Below are 17,730 nucleotides of genomic sequence, written 5' to 3'. Positions count from 1 at the left end.
ATCCCGGTTAAAGGTATCAATAGCCCTATGGCTATCCTAAATCTCAACAATAAAACGATCCAACAATTTTTTAACAATTTCCGCATCAGCGCTAAACTGAACGCCATAAAACATTTTTGCATGAGCAGAACTGCTGTTTTTAATGATGCCACGGATCTGCGTGTCACTGTCTGCCGAAATAGCCAGAGACACGGTTTTACCGTTATCCAAAGGCGGAAAATCAGGTGAAGGCTCCACCACACAACGGCAGCCTTGCTGCGAAACATCAACGATCATGCACTCAGTGCTCAGTTCTCGGTTGTTGTCTTTTATCAGTATCCTGGCCTGAATGCCTGGCGTCCAGCGCTTATGTTTACGCAGTGCCAGCGTTTGTAACGAAGATGGCATTGCGATAAATACAATATTAGTAGGATGGGTGATAACTTTCAGTACTTTAGAGCGCAGTGCAATGACTTTACCCTCGCCGCCTTCCAATACGTAGCGCACAACAACTTCTTTTTCGGGTACCAGAATATCGCGTAAATATCCCCATTTTGATTCACTCGGCAGCTGAAACAGTAAGCAATGGGGAAAATCTGCACCAATATAATGAGTGCGAACCCGTTTAGGGGCTGTTGGTGTCGAAATCTGCAGGTCAACCACACTACCCGGTGATAATGCCTGTAAGCTTTGTATGTCGGCACGACTAAGCTGTGTATTTTTTTGCTTCGACATAATTTAAACTGAAATAACAATAACTATGGCTATATAATCATATTTCGTCAATCAATTCACATACTATTGCCAGACGGCCATAAAGCGGCGGTTTTGCTTTACGTCAGACACTGAGAGGTTTTTACACTTGGAACAACGTTCAGCCACTATCCATTATACTTTGTCGGTAAGTTCAATCAGCCAGCATGTGTTTACTGTTAGCATGACAATCCCGGCGCTGGGCAAAGACACACTCACACTTTCATTACCCGCATGGATACCCGGCTCCTACATGGTGCGAGACTTTGCGCGCAACATTATTACCCTTGACGCTATCTCAAACACCGGTGAACAATTCACCGTTAGCCCTGTCGACAAACAATCGTGGCACATTGCCTGTAACGGCGAAGCGCTCACGGTAACCTATCAGGTGTATGCCTTTGATCTGTCGGTGCGCAGCGCCTATATCAACGATGAGTTCGCGTTTTGTAACGGTACCAGTGTATTTTTGGCGGTTACGGATTTTCAGCATTGTCCGTGTCAGGTTGACGTTATCTTGCCGGAACAACGCCCTGACTGGTCGCTCGCAACCTCAATGCCAGCGAGCACAGGCAACAGCCTGGTGGCCAATGATTATGATGAGCTTATTGATCATCCGATTTTTATGGGGGTTTGCACCCAGACCGACTTTACCGTCGATGATGTCACGTTTACGTTATTATTCAGCGGTAGCACCGAATACGATATGCCGCGTTTACGCCGTGATCTGGCCAAAGTCTGTCAGCATCATCTTGATCTCTTTGGTAAACCGGCACCCGTGCAGCGTTACCTGTTTATGACGCTGATTGCCGATAAAGGCTATGGCGGCCTCGAGCATCGCAGTTCAACAGCACTGCTGTATCCGCGTTTTGAGCTGCCGCTGGCGGGAGAAGCTGAAGAGCCCAGCGACAGTTACACCAACTTTATTAGTTTATGTAGCCATGAGCTATTTCATACCTGGCATGTCAAAAGCATCAAACCCGATGTGATGGTAAGCCCGGATCTAAGTCAGGAAGTGTACACCGATCAACTCTGGATTTATGAAGGATTCACCAGTTTCTACGACGATGTTACGCTGGCCAGAAGCGGAGTCATTTCGCCCGAACAATACTTAAAAATTGTCGCGCAAAACCTCACACGGTTATACAAAAACGCCGGGAGGTTTAAACAATCCATTGCAGAATCGAGTTACTACGCCTGGACCAAGTTTTACAAACAGGATGCCAGCGCCATTAACAACATTGTCAGCTACTACAATAAAGGCGGCATCGTGGCGCTCGGTCTGGATATCTTACTCCGACAGCAAAGCAATAATCGTTACAACCTCGACGATTTAATGCGCTTACTCTGGCAGCAATACGGCCATAACAAAGGTACACCGGCAAATGTTATCGCCACTTTGTGTCGCGATCATCTGCACGTTGATGTCAGTGACTATCTGGCCAGGGTCGTCTATGGTACCGAAGATGTCCCCCTTGCCAGCCTGTTAGCCGATATTGGTGTGTCACACGTCACACAATCACCGGTGTCTCTGCAGGATAAGGGCGGCGAGTTACTGACTAAATCAGCACCCTGCTACGAATTTGGCGCCACCACAAAAGATGCCGACAGCGGACTAGTGATTCTGAGCGTGCAGGAAGATAGCGCAGCCTGTCAGGCCGGGCTACAAATCGATGATAAGCTGATTGCTGCGGATGGTTATGTACTTAATGCTAAATTACTACAGCGCATGCTAAGCGTTGAGCGCCAGGCACCGCTGGCATTGAGCGTTATTCGCGATGGCCGCTTACTGAACCTGTCAATGCCGCTGATAGCCCCACAACCGCAAAGCTGTGTTCTACAAATCAGCGATCCTAAAAAACTGGCTGCCTGGTTAAACCATTGATAGCAAACCGGTAAAAGCCAGTCGTTATGTGGTGTTTAAATGACGACTGGCTTTGCCTGTAGCGACAATGATACGCCCGGCGGGATTTACGCTGGTAAACAGCGGTATTAGGAAGCGCTTATCCTAATGCCGGTAAAATTTGCTAACGGGGCGGCACCAGTAGTGCAGGATCGAGGCGTTCATTAAACCAGTTAATGCGCCAGTCGAGGTGTGGGCCGGTTGCCCTGCCGGTGGCGCCTATTTCACCTATTTTATCGCCCTGCTTTACGATATCGCCAACCGCAACAGAAAGCTTGCTAAGGTGTAAAAATGTTGAATTCACCCCCAAACCATGGTCGATAATAATGGTACCGCCGGAATAATACAGATCCGGATGGGCCAGGGTGACTTTACCACCGGCCGGGGCGGTTACCGCTGTACCGGTTGGGGCGCCTACATCCACACCATAATGCGGACGTTTAGGTACGCCATTAAATACCCGCTGACTGCCATATACACCAGTGATTGGCCCCTCTGCTGGCCAGACAAATTCACTGTTAAAGTCTGTGCGTAAACTGTCGGTTTTGCGGGCCACGGCTACCCGCCAGTTATCGTCTTTAATACGCGCTAATACACGCTCTGGCGGCGTTACCATGGCCTGTGGTACGCCTTCGATGTGCTGGGTGGGATACTGACGCTCTGCTAATGTCAGCGGTTTACTGTGCATTTCACCGTCGGGCGTCTGCCAGCGCAATGCCTGTTGCGGTCCCGCATCACGACCAAAGCCAATCACAAACTCACCGGAACTGAGGGTTTTTACCGGCTCATCGTTGAGCCAAACTTTGCTCCCCTCAGGTACTTTGCCACGCAATAAGCTGCCCTGGGTTAATGAACCGCGCAGCTCCAGTGCCTGGGCGACAGGCATGCCAATCAGTACCAGTAACAGCCACCAGATACGCCAGTTAGTCACTAACCATAGCTCCTTTACCCACGCCTTCGTAGGCAAGTACACAGCAATGTGTATCGGGTAAACGCTGTTTTTGCTGGTTGTAAATATACTGCGCTAAACACTCTACCGTCGAATCAGTGTCGATGATTTCGCACATGCTCTGCGGTAACACAATTTCAAAATAGCCCTGTGTCGACTCGTAAGCAAAACAAACGTGTTCGTCGTAGTTGTTCAGACGCTGCTTTAACTGCAGTGCCGCAGGTGTAATCCTGTCTTCACTGGACGCTATATAGATATCCTGCCACCGCTTAGCCCAGTACTGCTGGCTCTCTACATCATTGGCGCCGTCGCTAATAATATCGACCCGCGAACGATGGCCATGAGCAATGCGCTGGCAGTTACCATCGTGTTTTTTAAGGCCGTGTGTGTAGTGATAAAACGGTGATGTGATCACTTCAGTGCGTAACTTAATGGTCAGATTGTCCACGTTGTCGGGCAGATGCGTGGCAATGACCTCGCGCAGATATTCGCTGACCGATTCCATGGTGATCACCGGCGCGTAAATAAAGGCGTAAGCGTCTGCCGGGCAATACATTTGAATTCTGCGGCCGTTTTCTTTTGTGGCGTCGAGGTCAAAATTTACCTCAACCTGATCGCTGTCATCTTCATGACGGATTGTGGTTGCCGGGCATTCCGCCGGCACCAGCAATTTATGATCAACGTACTCGTCAATCAGTCTTTTCAGGTTTTTTTTAACAATACCAAAGTCCTGGACCATACTTTCTTCGTTTAATGTGCCATCGAGCAGCACATCAACTATCCAGCTTTCGCCTACCATTCCGCGCTCAGGGCACAGGTAGGAAAAGTCCATGACGGTTAAATCGTTGACAAATAATTGCATCGTTTCTCAATATTTAAAGTTGTTCTGGCCGGGCTTTGCATCAACGCATGGGCGCTTCGTGTGCAACACCAGCGCAGCGCCCGACCGTTATGCTAACAGTATAACAGTACCGCCGCCCATACTGTAACTGTGCTTGCTTAACTATTACGCATAAGTTGATCTTTCAAATTAGGCGGCAGGCCCTTGATGGTCAGCGTATCAGAGTCAGGATGATAAATAACCCGATCGCCGAGCAATTTGCGCTCAAAACTGAGCGACACACCACCGCCCTGCCCGCTGAATTTGGCTAACTGACGCAGCGCCGCCGGATCGGGCTGCACTTCGGGTTCCATGGGCGATTCCAGTGCCTGGGTAAATTGCATAAAGTCGCGGTGGTTTTCTTCATCCCGGGGCAGTTTTTCTGCCAGCTCACTGATTTTAACGCTGTCACCACTTTCGATTTGTTGCTTAAAGTAACTGGATACTTCGTCGCGGTGGGCGGTTTTTTCATCAGCATCGAGCCCTTCACTGGACAGGTAGCTTTCTACCGACGATATCAGCTGCTTATTTTGCTGTTTTACATCTACTTTTTCTTCACAGCCAACAAATTGCATAAAGAAGTCAGAGACTTTGCGCCCCATACGACCTTTAATAAAACTGATATAACGCTGTTGCTCTGGCTGAATCCGGTATTGGGTTAAATCGATTCGCAGCGCCAACTGCATTTTTGCCAAATCAAGGTGCTCACGGCTGTTAAGCTCCAGTTGCTGGTCTATTTCGACGTGCGCTTTGGTATTGAGCAGGGTGACCAGCAAATACTGTGTTGCCAGGTACTCATAATGCACAAACAGCACAAAGCCGGTTTCAACCTGGCCGGTATCAACCAATGATTTAAGCAATAAATCACCGGCGGTCCGGGTAAACGGTACAAACACTGTGTCGCTGTCAGAGGGCGACGACTCATGATGGGCAAGGTAGCTGTCGAGTGCTGGTGCAAACTGCGCTGCGCTTTCTTCGCTATTCTGATCTTGCAAAAAATGGCCAACCCCTTTGCCCGGCTTACTCACGAACGTGTGGTGTAACTGCTGGCCAAGTTGCTCTAAAGCGGGCGTTACCGGCACGCAACCGTCGCGGGGAATGATCTGCATTTTGCCTTCGTTATTAACGAACAGCTGATGCACAACAAAATGATGAATCAATATACTCATGAATAAATAGTGTCCAATTGGTTATCTACTCTATTACCTGACGTTCAAACTATGCGGCGATTACGCCTATTTAATGCAGATTTTTGAATGAATGATTGTTATCAGATACACAACGATTATAATCGCTTTATTGCCAAAAACTTTGCTTTTTCAAGCTATTTAACGACAAGAGGCGTAAAATGCCCCAACAAAGCCGATACAGTGATGCCGAATTTGAACGCCTGATGAACGACATTATTATGGTACTCGAAAAACACGGTGCAAGTCGTGATCTTTCTTTAATGGCGCTGGGAAATGTCATTTCTCATATCTTTGAGCACCAGGTGTCACCGGCGCAACGCCAGGCGATGGCTGAACAGTTTGCCAGTGTGCTGCTGAAAAGTGTTAAAGGAACGGCCTGATCTTTATGATTTTAGCAGAATCGCCGCGACGTCAACGGGTTACTAAACTTGTCAATTGGGGGCATTGGTTTGCACTGGCTAATATTGTCATTGCACTGGTTATTGCCTCGGTATTTGTTGTGTCGTCTCCGGCTCCCGGTACTGCGCTGGGTGGGTTCTACCTGTTTGCCAACTGGTTCGGCCACATCAGCTTTTTAACCTTCTTTGGGTTTGTGATCTTTATATTGCCGCTGTGCTATCTTGATCTCTCACCACGAATCATTAAAGGTATCGCCTCGTCGGTTGCTGCGCTGGGCCTTGCCCTGCTGGCTTTTGACGCGCTGCTCTATAACCGTACTGGTTTTCACTTAAGCCACAGCTCTGCACACTTGCTGAAAAGCGAAGCACAAAATCAGATGTATCAGTTTGGCGCCCAGCAGCTGTTGTACTTATTACTGCTGTTTGTCGTGTGGCTCGGCTTTCAACTGGTATTGGCCAATGCAGTCTGGAAACGCATAGACCGCCTCGTTCATTATCGTATTGGCCGTCGTGTGGTGAGTTTCTTTGTGGTGTGCTTTGTATCTGGTCACGCCATTCATGTGTGGGCCGATGCTCAGCTTTATCAGCCTATCATCAAACAGGACAACATGTTTCCGCTGTCTTATCCGGCCACGGCCAAAACCACCATGTCGCGCTACGGCTTACTGGATATTGAACGTTACGAACAGCGCAAACAATTACAGTTTGATCCCGACTTTTACCAGATGAGCTATCCCTCTGCGCCGGTATATTGCGCACTGGAACCCGGTAAACAGGCGTTGCTGTTGGTACAAACCGATAACGGCGATATTAGCAACGCTATGAAAAACGCCGATATGCGCCAAATAGACAACTATTTTACTACCTCAACGAGCCTCACCGGCCTGGTGGTAAGTACCTTATATGGCCTGCCTGAACTGTATGAACAAAGTTTACAGAACAAGCAACCGGTGCTGTTGGGTTTGGCTCAGGCTTACGGATTATCAACTCAGCTCTACATGCCATCTGAATCGGCGCAACTGGCAGCGTACAAGCAGCTCAACTTTACCGATAAGCCTAACAAGGATAGCGATATCACGGTGGCATTTGGCACGGCAGAAACGTTGACCGGGTTACTCAGGCGCAGCGATCTGACACGCACACTGGTACTTGTTGCAACCGGTTATCAGCAAGACAAAGGCACTTTATATACCAATATGCCGCTACAAAGTGAGTTAGCCAGCAACGAAGATTTAGTGCCCACATTGCTGCACGCGATGGGCTGTTCCGCACAGCCGCAAAACTATTCAACCGGGCAAAACTTATTGCAACCCCAGCGTGACTGGCTGGTGAGTACGTCAGGTGAAAAAATCGTGGTGATTTACAACGACCAACGTATCGAAGTACTCAGTAACGGCAGTTACGACATTACTCAAATCAGCAGCAACATGCGTAGCGATGAGACGCTCAACGTCGACTTGCTCAGCCGGGCCATTAAGCATCTGACACGCTTCTCGCAATAACGTCGCGCAATAACGGCGTCCAGCGCCGGCAACACCGCTTGCGATCTGTGCGGTGTTGCCGGTCAGAAAATTACTCAAACAGTTTATAGATACTGGAAAAGTCTTTCACGTCATTGCCACTGCCGCGCTGATGCAAACGATAAAGCGACTGCGCTGTGGCCGCCATGGGCGTTGCGGCCCCCACCTGGGCAGCGGCCTCCATCGCCAGGGTCAGGTCTTTATTCATGAGCTTAACCATAAAGCCGCCGTTATAGTCATTGCTGGCGGGCACGTTGTCCATGACGCCCGGACACGGATTGTATTTTTGTAACGCCCAGTTACAGCCCGAACTCTGCAGCATGATGTCTGACATCACGCTGGGATCAAGCCCGTTGGCGACTGCCAGTTGCAGTGCTTCGCTGGTACCGGCCATGAGTACCGACAGCAGCATATTATTGCACAGCTTGGCAATTTGTCCGGCGCCAAGGTCCCCGGCATGGAACAGGTTTGCTCCCATGTACTGCAACACAGTGCGCGCACGCGCCACATCGTCGCTGGCGCCGCCCATTATAAACGTGAGTGTCCCCGCAGTTGCCCCGGCAACACCGCCTGACACGGGCGCATCAATAAAGCTCACCCCGGCTTCTTGCGCCGCCATGCCAACCTGCCGGGCACTTTGTGCATCAATTGTACTGCAATCGATAAGCAACGCGCGCTTATCCACCCGGGTAATGAGCCCCTCCTCGCCTAAATAGAGCGACGTAACATGGCTCGCCGCAGGTAGCATTGTAATCACAACGTCAGCATCGGCTACCGCCTCCCGGGGCGATGCGGCACCTGTTGCCCCGGCATCCACCAGCTTACTAACGGCCGCAGGCAACAGATCATAGACGCTAACCTGCTGCTTATGTTTAAGTAAATTATGGGCCATCGGCGCCCCCATATTACCTAAACCTATAAATGCAATCTTACTCATGATACTTCTCCTAAGTTAGCCAGCGGATGGGACTGCCAGAGACTGTCAAAATGACGCGCGACCACCGCATCAGGGACATCAGAGACTGCCTTATAGCGCCACGCCGGCTGGTTATCCTTATCGATTAATAACGCTCTGACGCCTTCGGCAAACTCACCCGACTCAGCACACCGACAGGACATGGTCAGCTCCATCGCGAAACACTGCTCCAGCGTGAGTTCAGCGCCTCGCTGATACTGCTCCCAAACCAAATGCATGGTAATCGGCGAACCCTTTGCCAAATTGCGTTGCGCACTTTGCAGCCAGTCATCTTCTGCACTGAGCGCGGCGATGGCATGTACTGCCTGCGCTGCATCCTTACACCGGATTAACTGACTATCAATTAACGAGCGGTGGGTTGCCAGTTTGCCCATCGGGCGCTGCATACTGTTAAGTTGCTGCGTTTCACAATAAGAGGAGAGCTGTTCGGTTACTGTAACCGGTTGCCAGTTAAGACTGGCCAGCTCGCTGATAACACTGTCTATCGAAGCACTTTCAAAGACATAATCGCCAAGGCCAATATAGACGCCGTCTGTCGCATTCACGGCAGCGCCGGTTAAGCCTAAAAACAAGCCACTGAAACCGGGCGCCCGCGGTAAAAAGTAACTGGCGCCGACATCCGGATATAAGCCGATGGTAATTTCTGGCATTGCCAGTCGCGTAGAAGTCGTCAGAATACGGTGACTGGCACCGGCAAGCAGGCCGGTCCCGCCGCCCATAATAATGCCATCGCCCCATACCAAAACCGGCTTAGGGTAACGGTGTATGGTGTAATCAAGGCGGTATTCAGTGGTGAAAAACGCTTCCACAAAGTCAGGCACCGCGCCTTTATTTTCCTGCATCGCCCGGTACATCGAGACAATGTCGCCACCGGCGCAAAAGGCTTTATTACCACTGCCACTTAACACCACAAATAGCACCTGCTCATCGGTACGCCATTTATCCAGTGCTGCCTGCATGGCAACCGCCATATCAAGGTCGAGGGCATTGAGCGCATTGGGTTTATTTAGCGTTATATGACCAATGACCCGGCCACAGGCTGTCTTGATTTCGGTGCAAATCAGTTTATCTGTCACAATGCTCTCCTACAGTAACTCGGTGCCTTCCTGTAACACCTGACGGCTGATAATTAAACGCATGATTTCGTTGGTCCCTTCCAGTATCTGGTGGACCCGAACATCGCGCATGTGTCGCTCCAGGGGGTACTCTTTAATATAGCCGTAGCCGCCATGGATTTGCAGTGCCTCATTACACACCTCAAAACCTGTATCGGTGGCAAAGCGTTTGGCCATTGCGCAATATGCCGTTGCCTGCGGATCGTTGTTATCAAGCTTGAACGCGGCCATTCTCACTAACTGACGCGCCGCGACCAGGTGCGTATTCATATCTGCCAGTTTAAATTGCAATGCCTGAAAAGCGGCCAGTGGCTTACCAAACTGCTGACGCTCGAGCATATAATCGCGGGCGGTATTTAATGCCTGCTGAGCGGTACCCACCGAGCAGGTTGCAATATTAATGCGACCACCGTCGAGGCCTTTCATGGCCAGCGAAAAGCCCTGCCCCTCTTCCCCCAACAGGTGCTCAGCGGTAACCGTGACGTTATCAAAAGTGATCATGCGCGTGGGTTGGGCGTTCCAGCCCATCTTTTCTTCGGCTTTGCCGTAAATAATACCCGGCAAGTCAGCCGGTACAGCAAAGGCAGAAATACCCTTCGCGCCATCGTCTGACGTGCGCGCCATAACGACCAGCATGTCCGTACTACCGGCACCAGAAATAAACACCTTACTGCCATTTAACTGGTAACTGCCCTGGTGCTTAACCGCCCGGGTAGCAAGGCTTGCCGCATCGGAACCGGCGCCCGGTTCAGTAAGGCAGTATGAGGCGAGTTTTTCGCCACTGACTAAGTCTGCAACCCATTTATCTTTTACTTCTTTACGGCCCCAGGTAGCTATCATCCAGGTTGCCATATTATGAATAGTCAGCATCGCAGTGGTTGTTGTGCATCCCATGGCCAGCTGCTCAAATATGATCGACGAATCGAGCCGGCTTAGCCCCAAGCCGCCAGCCTCCTCCGGGGTGTAAAGGCCGCAAAAGCCAAGCTCGCCAGCTTCACGGATAGTGTCACGCGGAAAGGTATGGGTGGCATCCCATTCGGCCGCGTAGGGAGCCAGTGAAGCCGCCGCAAACTGGCTGGCAACATCAGCAAAGGCCTGCTGATCTTCGGTAAGATTAAAGTCCATCAGTGTCTCCTTAGCGCAGCGAAATGGTTAAATTAGGACCGCTGGGAATGTCGTCTTCCGGCCAACGGGACGTTACGGTTTTGGTCTCGGTATAAAACCGTACCGCCTGCTTACCGTACGCATGCAAATCGCCAAAGAAAGAGTTTTTCCAGCCGGTAAACGAAAAGAATGGCAAGGGCACCGGAATGGGCACATTAATACCCACCTGGCCAACCGTAACCTGGGACTGATATTTACGCGCTGCCGCGCCACTGGCAGTAAATATTGACGTGCCGTTCCCATACGGGTTGGCATTGACCAGGGCCAGAGCTTCATCAAGCGTATCAACACTGATACAGCACAGCACCGGACCAAATATTTCCTCCTGATAAATGCGCATATCAGTTGTTACATCGCGAAAAACCGTTGGTCCGATCCAGTGTCCCTGTTCAAAGCCCTCAACCTGAAAGTCGCTGCCATCCACGACGCAGTTTGCGCCTTGCTGTTTCCCCGAGGCAATCAGCTCAAGCACCCGATGCTTAGCGGCGGCGCTGATCAACGGCCCAAAACCCGCTTCGCTGTCATGCCATAACCCGGGTTTAACGTCGGCGATATTCTTCGCCAGTTCGTCAATCCACTGTTGCGACTCGCCAACAAAAACAGCAACCGAGATAGCCATACAGCGTTGCCCCGCGGCCCCGACCGATGCGCCAACCAGATTATTGATTACATGCTGTTTATTGGCGTCAGGCATCACGACAGTATGATTCTTGGCCCCGGCAAAACACTGGGCACGCTTGAGATTGTCAGTAGCGGTACGGTAAACATGCTGACCAACCGGCACTGAGCCAACAAAGGAAACGGCCGCGACATCCGGGTGATTAAGCAGTTGGTCGACCGGCTCACGACCACCGTGGATCACATTGAGAACCCCCGGCGGTGCGCCGGCTTCGGCAAACAGTTCCGCCAGTAACATAGGGGTTTGCGGATCCTGCTCTGACGGTTTAAGCACAAAGGTGTTGCCGCACACTACCGCAAGCGGAAACATCCATAGCGGGATCATCGCCGGGAAATTAAACGGCGTAATGCCCACACACACGCCAATGGGCTGAATGTAACTGGCGGTATCGATGCCGCGAGCAACGTTTTCTACCGTTTCGCCCATCATCAGTGACGGCGCATTCATGGCCTGTTCGACAACTTCAATGCCTCGCCATACATCGCCCATGGCGTCATCGAATACTTTGCCGGTTTCACTTGCCAGCACCTCAGCAATACGCTTTTGTTCGCGCTTCAGGATGGCCTGGTAGCGCATCATTACTCGGGCACGCTCAGTCACCGGCACCCGTTGCCAGTCTTTAAACGCCGCTTTAGCGGCCTGAACCGCCCGTTCTGTCTCTTCGGGGAGTGCGTCGGGCACATTGGCAATGACTTCACCGCTGGCCGGATTTGTCACAGGGATAAATCGCGGCGAAGCAGACGCTATAAATTCACCATTAATTAGCAGTTTCACCTGAGGCATCGTTGTTCTCTTTTGTTGGTATTTTTTACTAACGCTATAGCAGGACTCCCTTTACGTAAACGTTAGGCCGAAATTACGTACCGTTACAATGTAAATATAATGTGACATTTACGTAAAACATTGCGCCAACAGCTGATAATTAGCTGCTATTAGCCACGCTGCCTGATATGCTTATTGATATAAGATGTCCTGTGGGTAAGAGAGCGTGCAAAAAATTCGAGTGGCAATTGTTGAAGACAATGCAACAGCCAGAAGCACAATTCGTAACCACCTTCTCACTCTCGGTAATTTGGATGTCAGTAGTTTTAGCACCGGTAACGAGCTTAAAGGCGCATTAAGAAAACAGAATTTTGAAGTACTGATTTTTGATTTTAATCTGGGTCAAAACCGCAACGGCGTAGAATGGGTGCAATTACTCCGACAAAATCAATACATTCGCCCCAGCACTGGCATTATGTTTCTGACGGCGGATCGTCTGCCGCAAACCATCGGCCAAATCATTGATGTTCATCCTGACTTATTGTTGATTAAACCTTACACGATAAACAGTTTGCGTCGCGCAGTGAAACATTACCTCGATTACCGACAACAAGCGGCGCAGGCGCTTAAGAATATCGATAATGAGCGTTATGACAAAGCCATCGAGCAGTTAACCAAACTACTTGCCAGTGGCAAGCCTTCGCGGGTCAGCGCAGATCTCGAAAGACTGCTGGCGCGATTACTGATGCAACAGAGTCGCTATAGCGAAGCCGTCGAAATCTACCGAAATGTGCTGGCTAAGTCAGATAAAGTGCTGTGGGCCCAATGGGGTAAATTAAAATGCCAGTTTCTGATGGGCAACTGGGATGATTGTCAGGCTTCACTGGATAACATGCGTGGCGCAATGCTCACCCGCGATAAAGCATTTGAATGGCTGGCGTGTCTGTCGTTTGAGCAGGCGGAGTATGATACCGCCGAGTATTACCTGGATCACATCAAGGACAGCGAACTGAGCCTGCCGGCAACGCGGTTGAAATCACTCACCTATCAAAAACTAAACCGGGTGCTTGAAAGTATCGAGTTGTACCAGAAAAAGCGTGAATATAACCGCTCCACCAAGGAACGCTTCGATGAGTTCACCTTTGAACTGGCTGAATTTTATTTGAGTATTGCGCAAAACAGTCCGGTCAATAATCGGGCTGAAAGCTTATTACAGGCGCGCAAACTGGTAGGTGTGGCCGCACGAAGTCAAAACGATATGCAGTCTCGCCAGCGCCACGATTATCTGTTAGCCCACAGCTATATACTGGAAGATCAACTGGATAAAGCGCGCGATTTAACCGCCCACGATCATATGACGCTGTTTAGCCGCACGCCAGCGAGTACCCTGATCACAGCGGCGCTGGTTAACAACGCACTAGGCAATGCAGACCAGGCAGCGACGTTACTGGACATGGTCAGTGTTAACAATGAGTTCAGTGAGCTTCCTTCCGAATATCAAACAATACAAAGTCAGCTGTTGAGCGCTGAGCACAGTACCGGTATGGCGCAGAATCGCGCCGAAAAGTACAACGAACAAGGACAGCAGCACTTTGTTAAACAAGCCTACCAGCAAGCGCTCAACGCCTTTTACCATGCACTTCAGCTACAACCGGATATGCCGGCATTTGCACTTAACATGCTGCAAACAATGTTAATGGAAGGCCAGTCATGGTATCGCAACGTATCAGCGTCAGCCCTGACAGAGCTGATTAGCGGGAGCGAATTATCAAGCAGTAACGCGCAACGTTTTGAGCGCCTGAAGTCGACCTACCCGCACCTGAACACCAGCCACGGCAAGTCTACCTCCGGCGCTAGCGGTGACCGGGGCAAGCCGGGCCCCCGTTGAGGCGCTTTTTAGCGGGTCAGGCGCGTAAGCAAACTTGACGTATCCCAGCGGCCACCGCCGCTTTTTTGCACATCAGCATAATATTGATCCACTAATGCTGTTAGTGCCAGTGTAGAACCGTTGCGCCGCGCCTCTGCCAGAGCGATAGCCAGATCTTTACGCATCCAGTCTACCGCAAAGCCAAATTCGTACTCGCCATTGAGCATGGTTGTGGCGCGATTTTCCATTTGCCAGGACTGCGCTGCCCCCTTACTAATGACCTCAATGACCGTGGCGCAATCAAGTCCTGCCTGCTGACCAAAATGCAGCGCTTCCGCTAATCCCTGTACAATACCCGCAATACAGATCTGATTCATCATTTTAGCTAACTGGCCACTGCCGCAGCCACCAATTCGCTGACTGTGTCTGGCATAAGCATCCATCACAGGCTTTACTTTATTAAACACTGCCTGCTCACCCCCGACCATAATGGTCAACTGGCCATTCTCGGCGCCCGCCTGCCCCCCTGAGACCGGAGCATCCAAAAAGTCCACCTGCTGCGCAGCGCAGCGCCCGGCTAATTCTTTGGCCAGTTCAGCGGACGCAGTGGTATGATCAACCAATACGGCGCCGGCGACCAGTGCACTGAGTATGCCGTCGTTACCGTAAACGACCTGCCTGACATCATCGTCGTTACCTACGCACACAAAAACGATATCAGCACCTTTGGCGGCGGCAGCGGGCGTTGTACCAACCCGTCCCTTAAAACGCGCCTGCCACGCATTCGCTTTTGCGCTGGTGCGATTGTAAACACACACGTCAAAGCCATGTTGTTGCAGATGTCCCGCCATGGGAAATCCCATCACCCCCAGACCAATAAAACTCACTTTCATGTTAACTACTCTTTATTAAAATTGGTTATGCCTGACGCTGACACGGCGAACCGTGGCAGTGGCACAAACTTCACTGGCGTTCAACGCCAGCGACGAATAAGATGGTTGAACTATCGAACCCACCACAAGGACCGTTACTATGGAAAATTGTCAGCGCGTCGCCATGTTCAGTGCGCAAGCTTACGATATTAAATCGTTTAGCCAGCATACGCTATCTTCTCAGGTAAACTTAACCAGTTTTGAAACCACGCTGAACGCCAATACCGCCGCACTAAGCCAGGACACTGATGTCGTCTGTGCGTTTGTCAACGATCAGTTAGATGCCGCCATCCTTGAGCAACTAAAACAGCAAGGGGTCGGCCATATTGCGCTGCGCTGTGCCGGCTATAACAATGTCGATATTGACGCGGCAAAATCATTGGGTATGGCGGTATCAAGGGTACCCGCCTATTCTCCCGAAGCTGTCGCCGAACATGCACTGACGTTAATGATGACGCTGAACCGCAAAACCCATAAGGCCTATAATCGGGTACGCGAAGGTAACTTTAATCTTAACGGATTACTGGGTTTTACCCTGCATGACAAAAAGATCGGCGTAGTCGGTACCGGCCATATCGGCGCCGCACTGGTGCGCTTATTATCGGGATTTGGCTGTCAGCTTTACTGTTACGATCCCTATCCCAACCCAGAACTCGAAAACTTAGGCGTGCAGTACACCAGCCTTGAAACCTTGTTCAGTGAATGCCATGTCATCAGTTTGCACTGCCCGCTTAATGAGCAGAGCTATCATATGATAAACCAGGACTCGTTATCGGCTATGCGTGATGGTGTCATGATTATAAACACCTCACGCGGCGGCCTGATCGACACCGGTGCGGTGATTAATGCATTGAAAACTCACAAAATTGGCTATCTTGGTCTTGATGTTTACGAAATGGAGTCGGAGTTGTTTTTTCGCGATCATTCCAGCGAAATCATTCAGGATGATGTCTTTGAGCGATTACAGACCTTTCATAATGTGCTCATCACAGGCCATCAGGGATTTTTTACCGTCGAAGCACTCACAGAGATTGCCGAGGTAACATTGCAAAACATCATCCATTTTGCGCAGGGAAAAGCCGACAAAAACCGCTTTTTAGTCAACCCAATGGATAGCTGATCCAGTATTGCGCTGACGCTTAAAAAGACTGTTTCAGATCTCTTTAACCAGCCATAAGTAAAAGTACTTACCCAGCCATAAGTAAGGCTCTTGCTGATGGTAGCGGAATTCCAGTTCAAGTAGTTGCTGGTAGTGACTACTGGCCATATCGCGCTCGCGCAGGTAATCGTGAAAACAACGAATGCCTCGCTTACCCTCAACCCGAAAACCAAGCTTCTCCACGGCGGCCAATACCTCTTTTGGCGACAACGGCTGCTGTGGATTTAACCGTACCTGTTTTTTAACTTTCATATCACGGGCTATATAGTCAAAATTACCGTATAAGGCGTTACCAAAAATCGCCGCATCCCGATTAAAAAACGTTAAACTCAGGAAGCTGCCGGGCGGCATCTGTGAGGCAATATGAGCCAGTGCATCATAGGGTTTTGCCAGCCATTCGAGCACAGCATGGCATACCACTACATCATAATCGGCAAGGTTGTTAATACTGAACAAATCAGCCTGTTGAATGGTAATGTCAGCGGGTAATTTTTGCCGGGCGAGATGCAGGATTTCAGCCGACACATCGGTTAGGGTTAATTGATGTCCTGCGCCAGCTAAATAGTCGGCCATTACCCCCGTACCACCACCGAGCTCGATAATTTTTTGCGGGCCGAGTGGCGCAAGATGTTCACTCAGCGCGGCGCATAGCAGCTCATGGCGAAGACGGCCTTTGGTGGTACCGTAAATGTTGCGGTCAAATTTTTGCGCCAGGCCGTCAAAAGATTGATCTTTCACACACTGCGCTCTTAAGCCGGATTATCAATATCAATGAAGCTGACCTTAAGGCCAAACTCAGCGGATAAATGCTCACCAATACTTTTTACGCCGTAACGCTCGGTGGCATGATGACCCGCAGCGATAAACGCAATGTCCATTTCCCGCGCCACATGAATCGTCTGCTCCGACACTTCGCCACTGATAAACGCGTCGCAACCAGCCAGAGCAGCTTGCTCAATAAAGCTTTGACCACCGCCGGTGCACCAGGCAACTTTACGCAGGGTTTTGTCAGCGGCTCCTTCGCAGACCACCAGCTCACGGTTTAACGCCCTGGTAACGTGTGTCGCAAAGTGTGACAACGTCATATCAGTGGTGCCGGTATAAACAATTCCCTCTGGCCCGGTGCCGGCCAGAGGTTCTAAGTCAGCAAGGCCAAACAGCTGCCCTAACTGTACGTTGTTACCCCACATAGGGTGAACATCGATGGGTAAATGGTAGGCCAACAGATTGATGTCATGGGCAAGCAGGCTGGCGATACGGCGCTTTTTCATGCCGACGATGGTTTCATTTTCGCCTTTCCAGAAATAGCCATGATGCACCAGTATGGCATCGGCGTTTGCAGCGATTGCGGCGTCGATGAGTTGCTGTGACGCCGTAACTCCCGTAACGATGTGACTAACGTCTGCTTTGCCCTCGACTTGCAGGCCGTTGGGGCAATAATCTTTAATCGCCGCCACATTTAATTGCTGATTCAGATAGTCGACCAGCTGGGTCGTTAACATGC

The 17,730-nt window shown here is 50.4% G+C and carries 16 protein-coding genes; 5 read left to right on the top strand and 11 right to left on the bottom strand.

Going from position 1 to position 17,730, the window contains the following annotated elements; translation table 11 throughout:
• Positions 1 to 36 precede the first annotated feature (36 nt).
• Entirely contained in the window at positions 37 to 714 is a 678-nt protein-coding gene (locus OIK42_RS09430) for a PilZ domain-containing protein (protein ID WP_273640007.1), read from the bottom strand.
• A gap of 127 nt (positions 715 to 841) precedes the next feature.
• Between OIK42_RS09430 and OIK42_RS09425 the strand changes: the two genes are divergently transcribed.
• On the top strand, positions 842 to 2,617 hold the full coding sequence (locus OIK42_RS09425) for a M61 family metallopeptidase (RefSeq protein ID WP_273640005.1): 1,776 nt from the start codon (positions 842 to 844) through the stop codon (positions 2,615 to 2,617).
• A gap of 142 nt (positions 2,618 to 2,759) precedes the next feature.
• On the opposite strand, the gene OIK42_RS09420 is transcribed toward OIK42_RS09425, so the two are convergent.
• The 3 genes from OIK42_RS09420 to yejK all read right to left on the bottom strand — a co-directional run bounded on the left by OIK42_RS09420 (position 2,760) and on the right by yejK (position 5,633).
• Positions 2,760 to 3,521 carry a M23 family metallopeptidase gene (locus tag OIK42_RS09420; protein ID WP_273641471.1) on the bottom strand — a complete coding sequence of 254 codons (762 nt, stop codon included), beginning with the start codon at positions 3,519 to 3,521 and terminating at the stop codon, positions 2,760 to 2,762.
• Between the two features lie 37 nt (positions 3,522 to 3,558).
• The gene (locus OIK42_RS09415; RefSeq protein ID WP_273640003.1) at positions 3,559 to 4,446 is read right to left on the bottom strand and encodes a 6-carboxytetrahydropterin synthase; all 888 of its coding nucleotides are present in this window, start codon (positions 4,444 to 4,446) and stop codon (positions 3,559 to 3,561) included.
• A gap of 137 nt (positions 4,447 to 4,583) precedes the next feature.
• Entirely contained in the window at positions 4,584 to 5,633 is a 1,050-nt protein-coding gene (yejK, locus tag OIK42_RS09410) for a nucleoid-associated protein YejK (protein WP_273640001.1), read from the bottom strand.
• 179 nt (positions 5,634 to 5,812) lie between these two features.
• Here yejK and OIK42_RS09405 point away from each other — a divergent pair, with 179 nt between their 5' ends.
• Together OIK42_RS09405 and OIK42_RS09400 are read left to right on the top strand one after the other, a co-directional pair.
• Entirely contained in the window at positions 5,813 to 6,034 is a 222-nt protein-coding gene (locus tag OIK42_RS09405) for a YejL family protein (protein WP_273639999.1), read from the top strand.
• A gap of 5 nt (positions 6,035 to 6,039) precedes the next feature.
• Positions 6,040 to 7,554, top strand: a complete 1,515-nt coding sequence (locus OIK42_RS09400) for a DUF3413 domain-containing protein (RefSeq protein ID WP_273639997.1) — start codon at positions 6,040 to 6,042, stop codon at positions 7,552 to 7,554.
• 70 nt (positions 7,555 to 7,624) lie between these two features.
• Here the strand turns inward: OIK42_RS09400 and mmsB are convergent, their stop codons facing one another.
• From mmsB to OIK42_RS09380, 4 genes are read right to left on the bottom strand one after another with little or no spacing between them, the layout of a single operon-like run.
• A complete protein-coding gene (gene mmsB / locus OIK42_RS09395; RefSeq protein ID WP_273639996.1) occupies positions 7,625 to 8,509 on the bottom strand; it encodes a 3-hydroxyisobutyrate dehydrogenase in 885 nt (294 codons plus the stop codon).
• Complete coding sequence (locus tag OIK42_RS09390) at positions 8,506 to 9,624, bottom strand: enoyl-CoA hydratase/isomerase family protein (RefSeq protein WP_273639994.1); 1,119 nt, start codon at positions 9,622 to 9,624, stop codon at positions 8,506 to 8,508. Before OIK42_RS09390 ends, mmsB begins: the two co-directional genes overlap by 4 nt.
• A gap of 9 nt (positions 9,625 to 9,633) precedes the next feature.
• Positions 9,634 to 10,788 (bottom strand): acyl-CoA dehydrogenase family protein, encoded by a 1,155-nt coding sequence (locus OIK42_RS09385; RefSeq protein ID WP_273639993.1) that lies wholly within the window; start codon positions 10,786 to 10,788, stop codon positions 9,634 to 9,636.
• 10 nt (positions 10,789 to 10,798) lie between these two features.
• Positions 10,799 to 12,289, bottom strand: a complete 1,491-nt coding sequence (locus OIK42_RS09380; protein WP_273639991.1) for a CoA-acylating methylmalonate-semialdehyde dehydrogenase — start codon at positions 12,287 to 12,289, stop codon at positions 10,799 to 10,801.
• Between the two features lie 205 nt (positions 12,290 to 12,494).
• On the opposite strand from OIK42_RS09380, the gene OIK42_RS09375 reads away from it, so the two are divergent.
• A complete protein-coding gene (locus OIK42_RS09375; RefSeq protein ID WP_273639990.1) occupies positions 12,495 to 14,156 on the top strand; it encodes a response regulator in 1,662 nt (553 codons plus the stop codon).
• 8 nt (positions 14,157 to 14,164) lie between these two features.
• On the opposite strand, the gene OIK42_RS09370 is transcribed toward OIK42_RS09375, so the two are convergent.
• Positions 14,165 to 15,028 carry an NAD(P)-dependent oxidoreductase gene (locus tag OIK42_RS09370; RefSeq protein WP_273639989.1) on the bottom strand — a complete coding sequence of 288 codons (864 nt, stop codon included), beginning with the start codon at positions 15,026 to 15,028 and terminating at the stop codon, positions 14,165 to 14,167.
• Between the two features lie 139 nt (positions 15,029 to 15,167).
• On the opposite strand from OIK42_RS09370, the gene OIK42_RS09365 reads away from it, so the two are divergent.
• Positions 15,168 to 16,187 (top strand): 2-hydroxyacid dehydrogenase, encoded by a 1,020-nt coding sequence (locus OIK42_RS09365; protein WP_273639987.1) that lies wholly within the window; start codon positions 15,168 to 15,170, stop codon positions 16,185 to 16,187.
• Between the two features lie 33 nt (positions 16,188 to 16,220).
• Here the strand turns inward: OIK42_RS09365 and OIK42_RS09360 are convergent, their stop codons facing one another.
• Both OIK42_RS09360 and OIK42_RS09355 read right to left on the bottom strand, forming a co-directional pair.
• The gene (locus tag OIK42_RS09360; RefSeq protein WP_273639985.1) at positions 16,221 to 16,964 is read right to left on the bottom strand and encodes a methyltransferase domain-containing protein; all 744 of its coding nucleotides are present in this window, start codon (positions 16,962 to 16,964) and stop codon (positions 16,221 to 16,223) included.
• Positions 16,965 to 16,975: 11 nt separating this feature from the next.
• Positions 16,976 to 17,728, bottom strand: a complete 753-nt coding sequence (locus OIK42_RS09355) for a Nif3-like dinuclear metal center hexameric protein (RefSeq protein WP_273639983.1) — start codon at positions 17,726 to 17,728, stop codon at positions 16,976 to 16,978.
• Positions 17,729 to 17,730 lie beyond the last annotated feature (2 nt).

It is taken from the genome of Alteromonas gilva (assembly GCF_028595265.1).
Classification (GTDB): domain Bacteria; phylum Pseudomonadota; class Gammaproteobacteria; order Enterobacterales; family Alteromonadaceae; genus Alteromonas; species Alteromonas gilva.
Note: the sequence above shows the minus strand (reverse complement) of the source record. Positions and strands in the feature narration are given on the sequence as shown.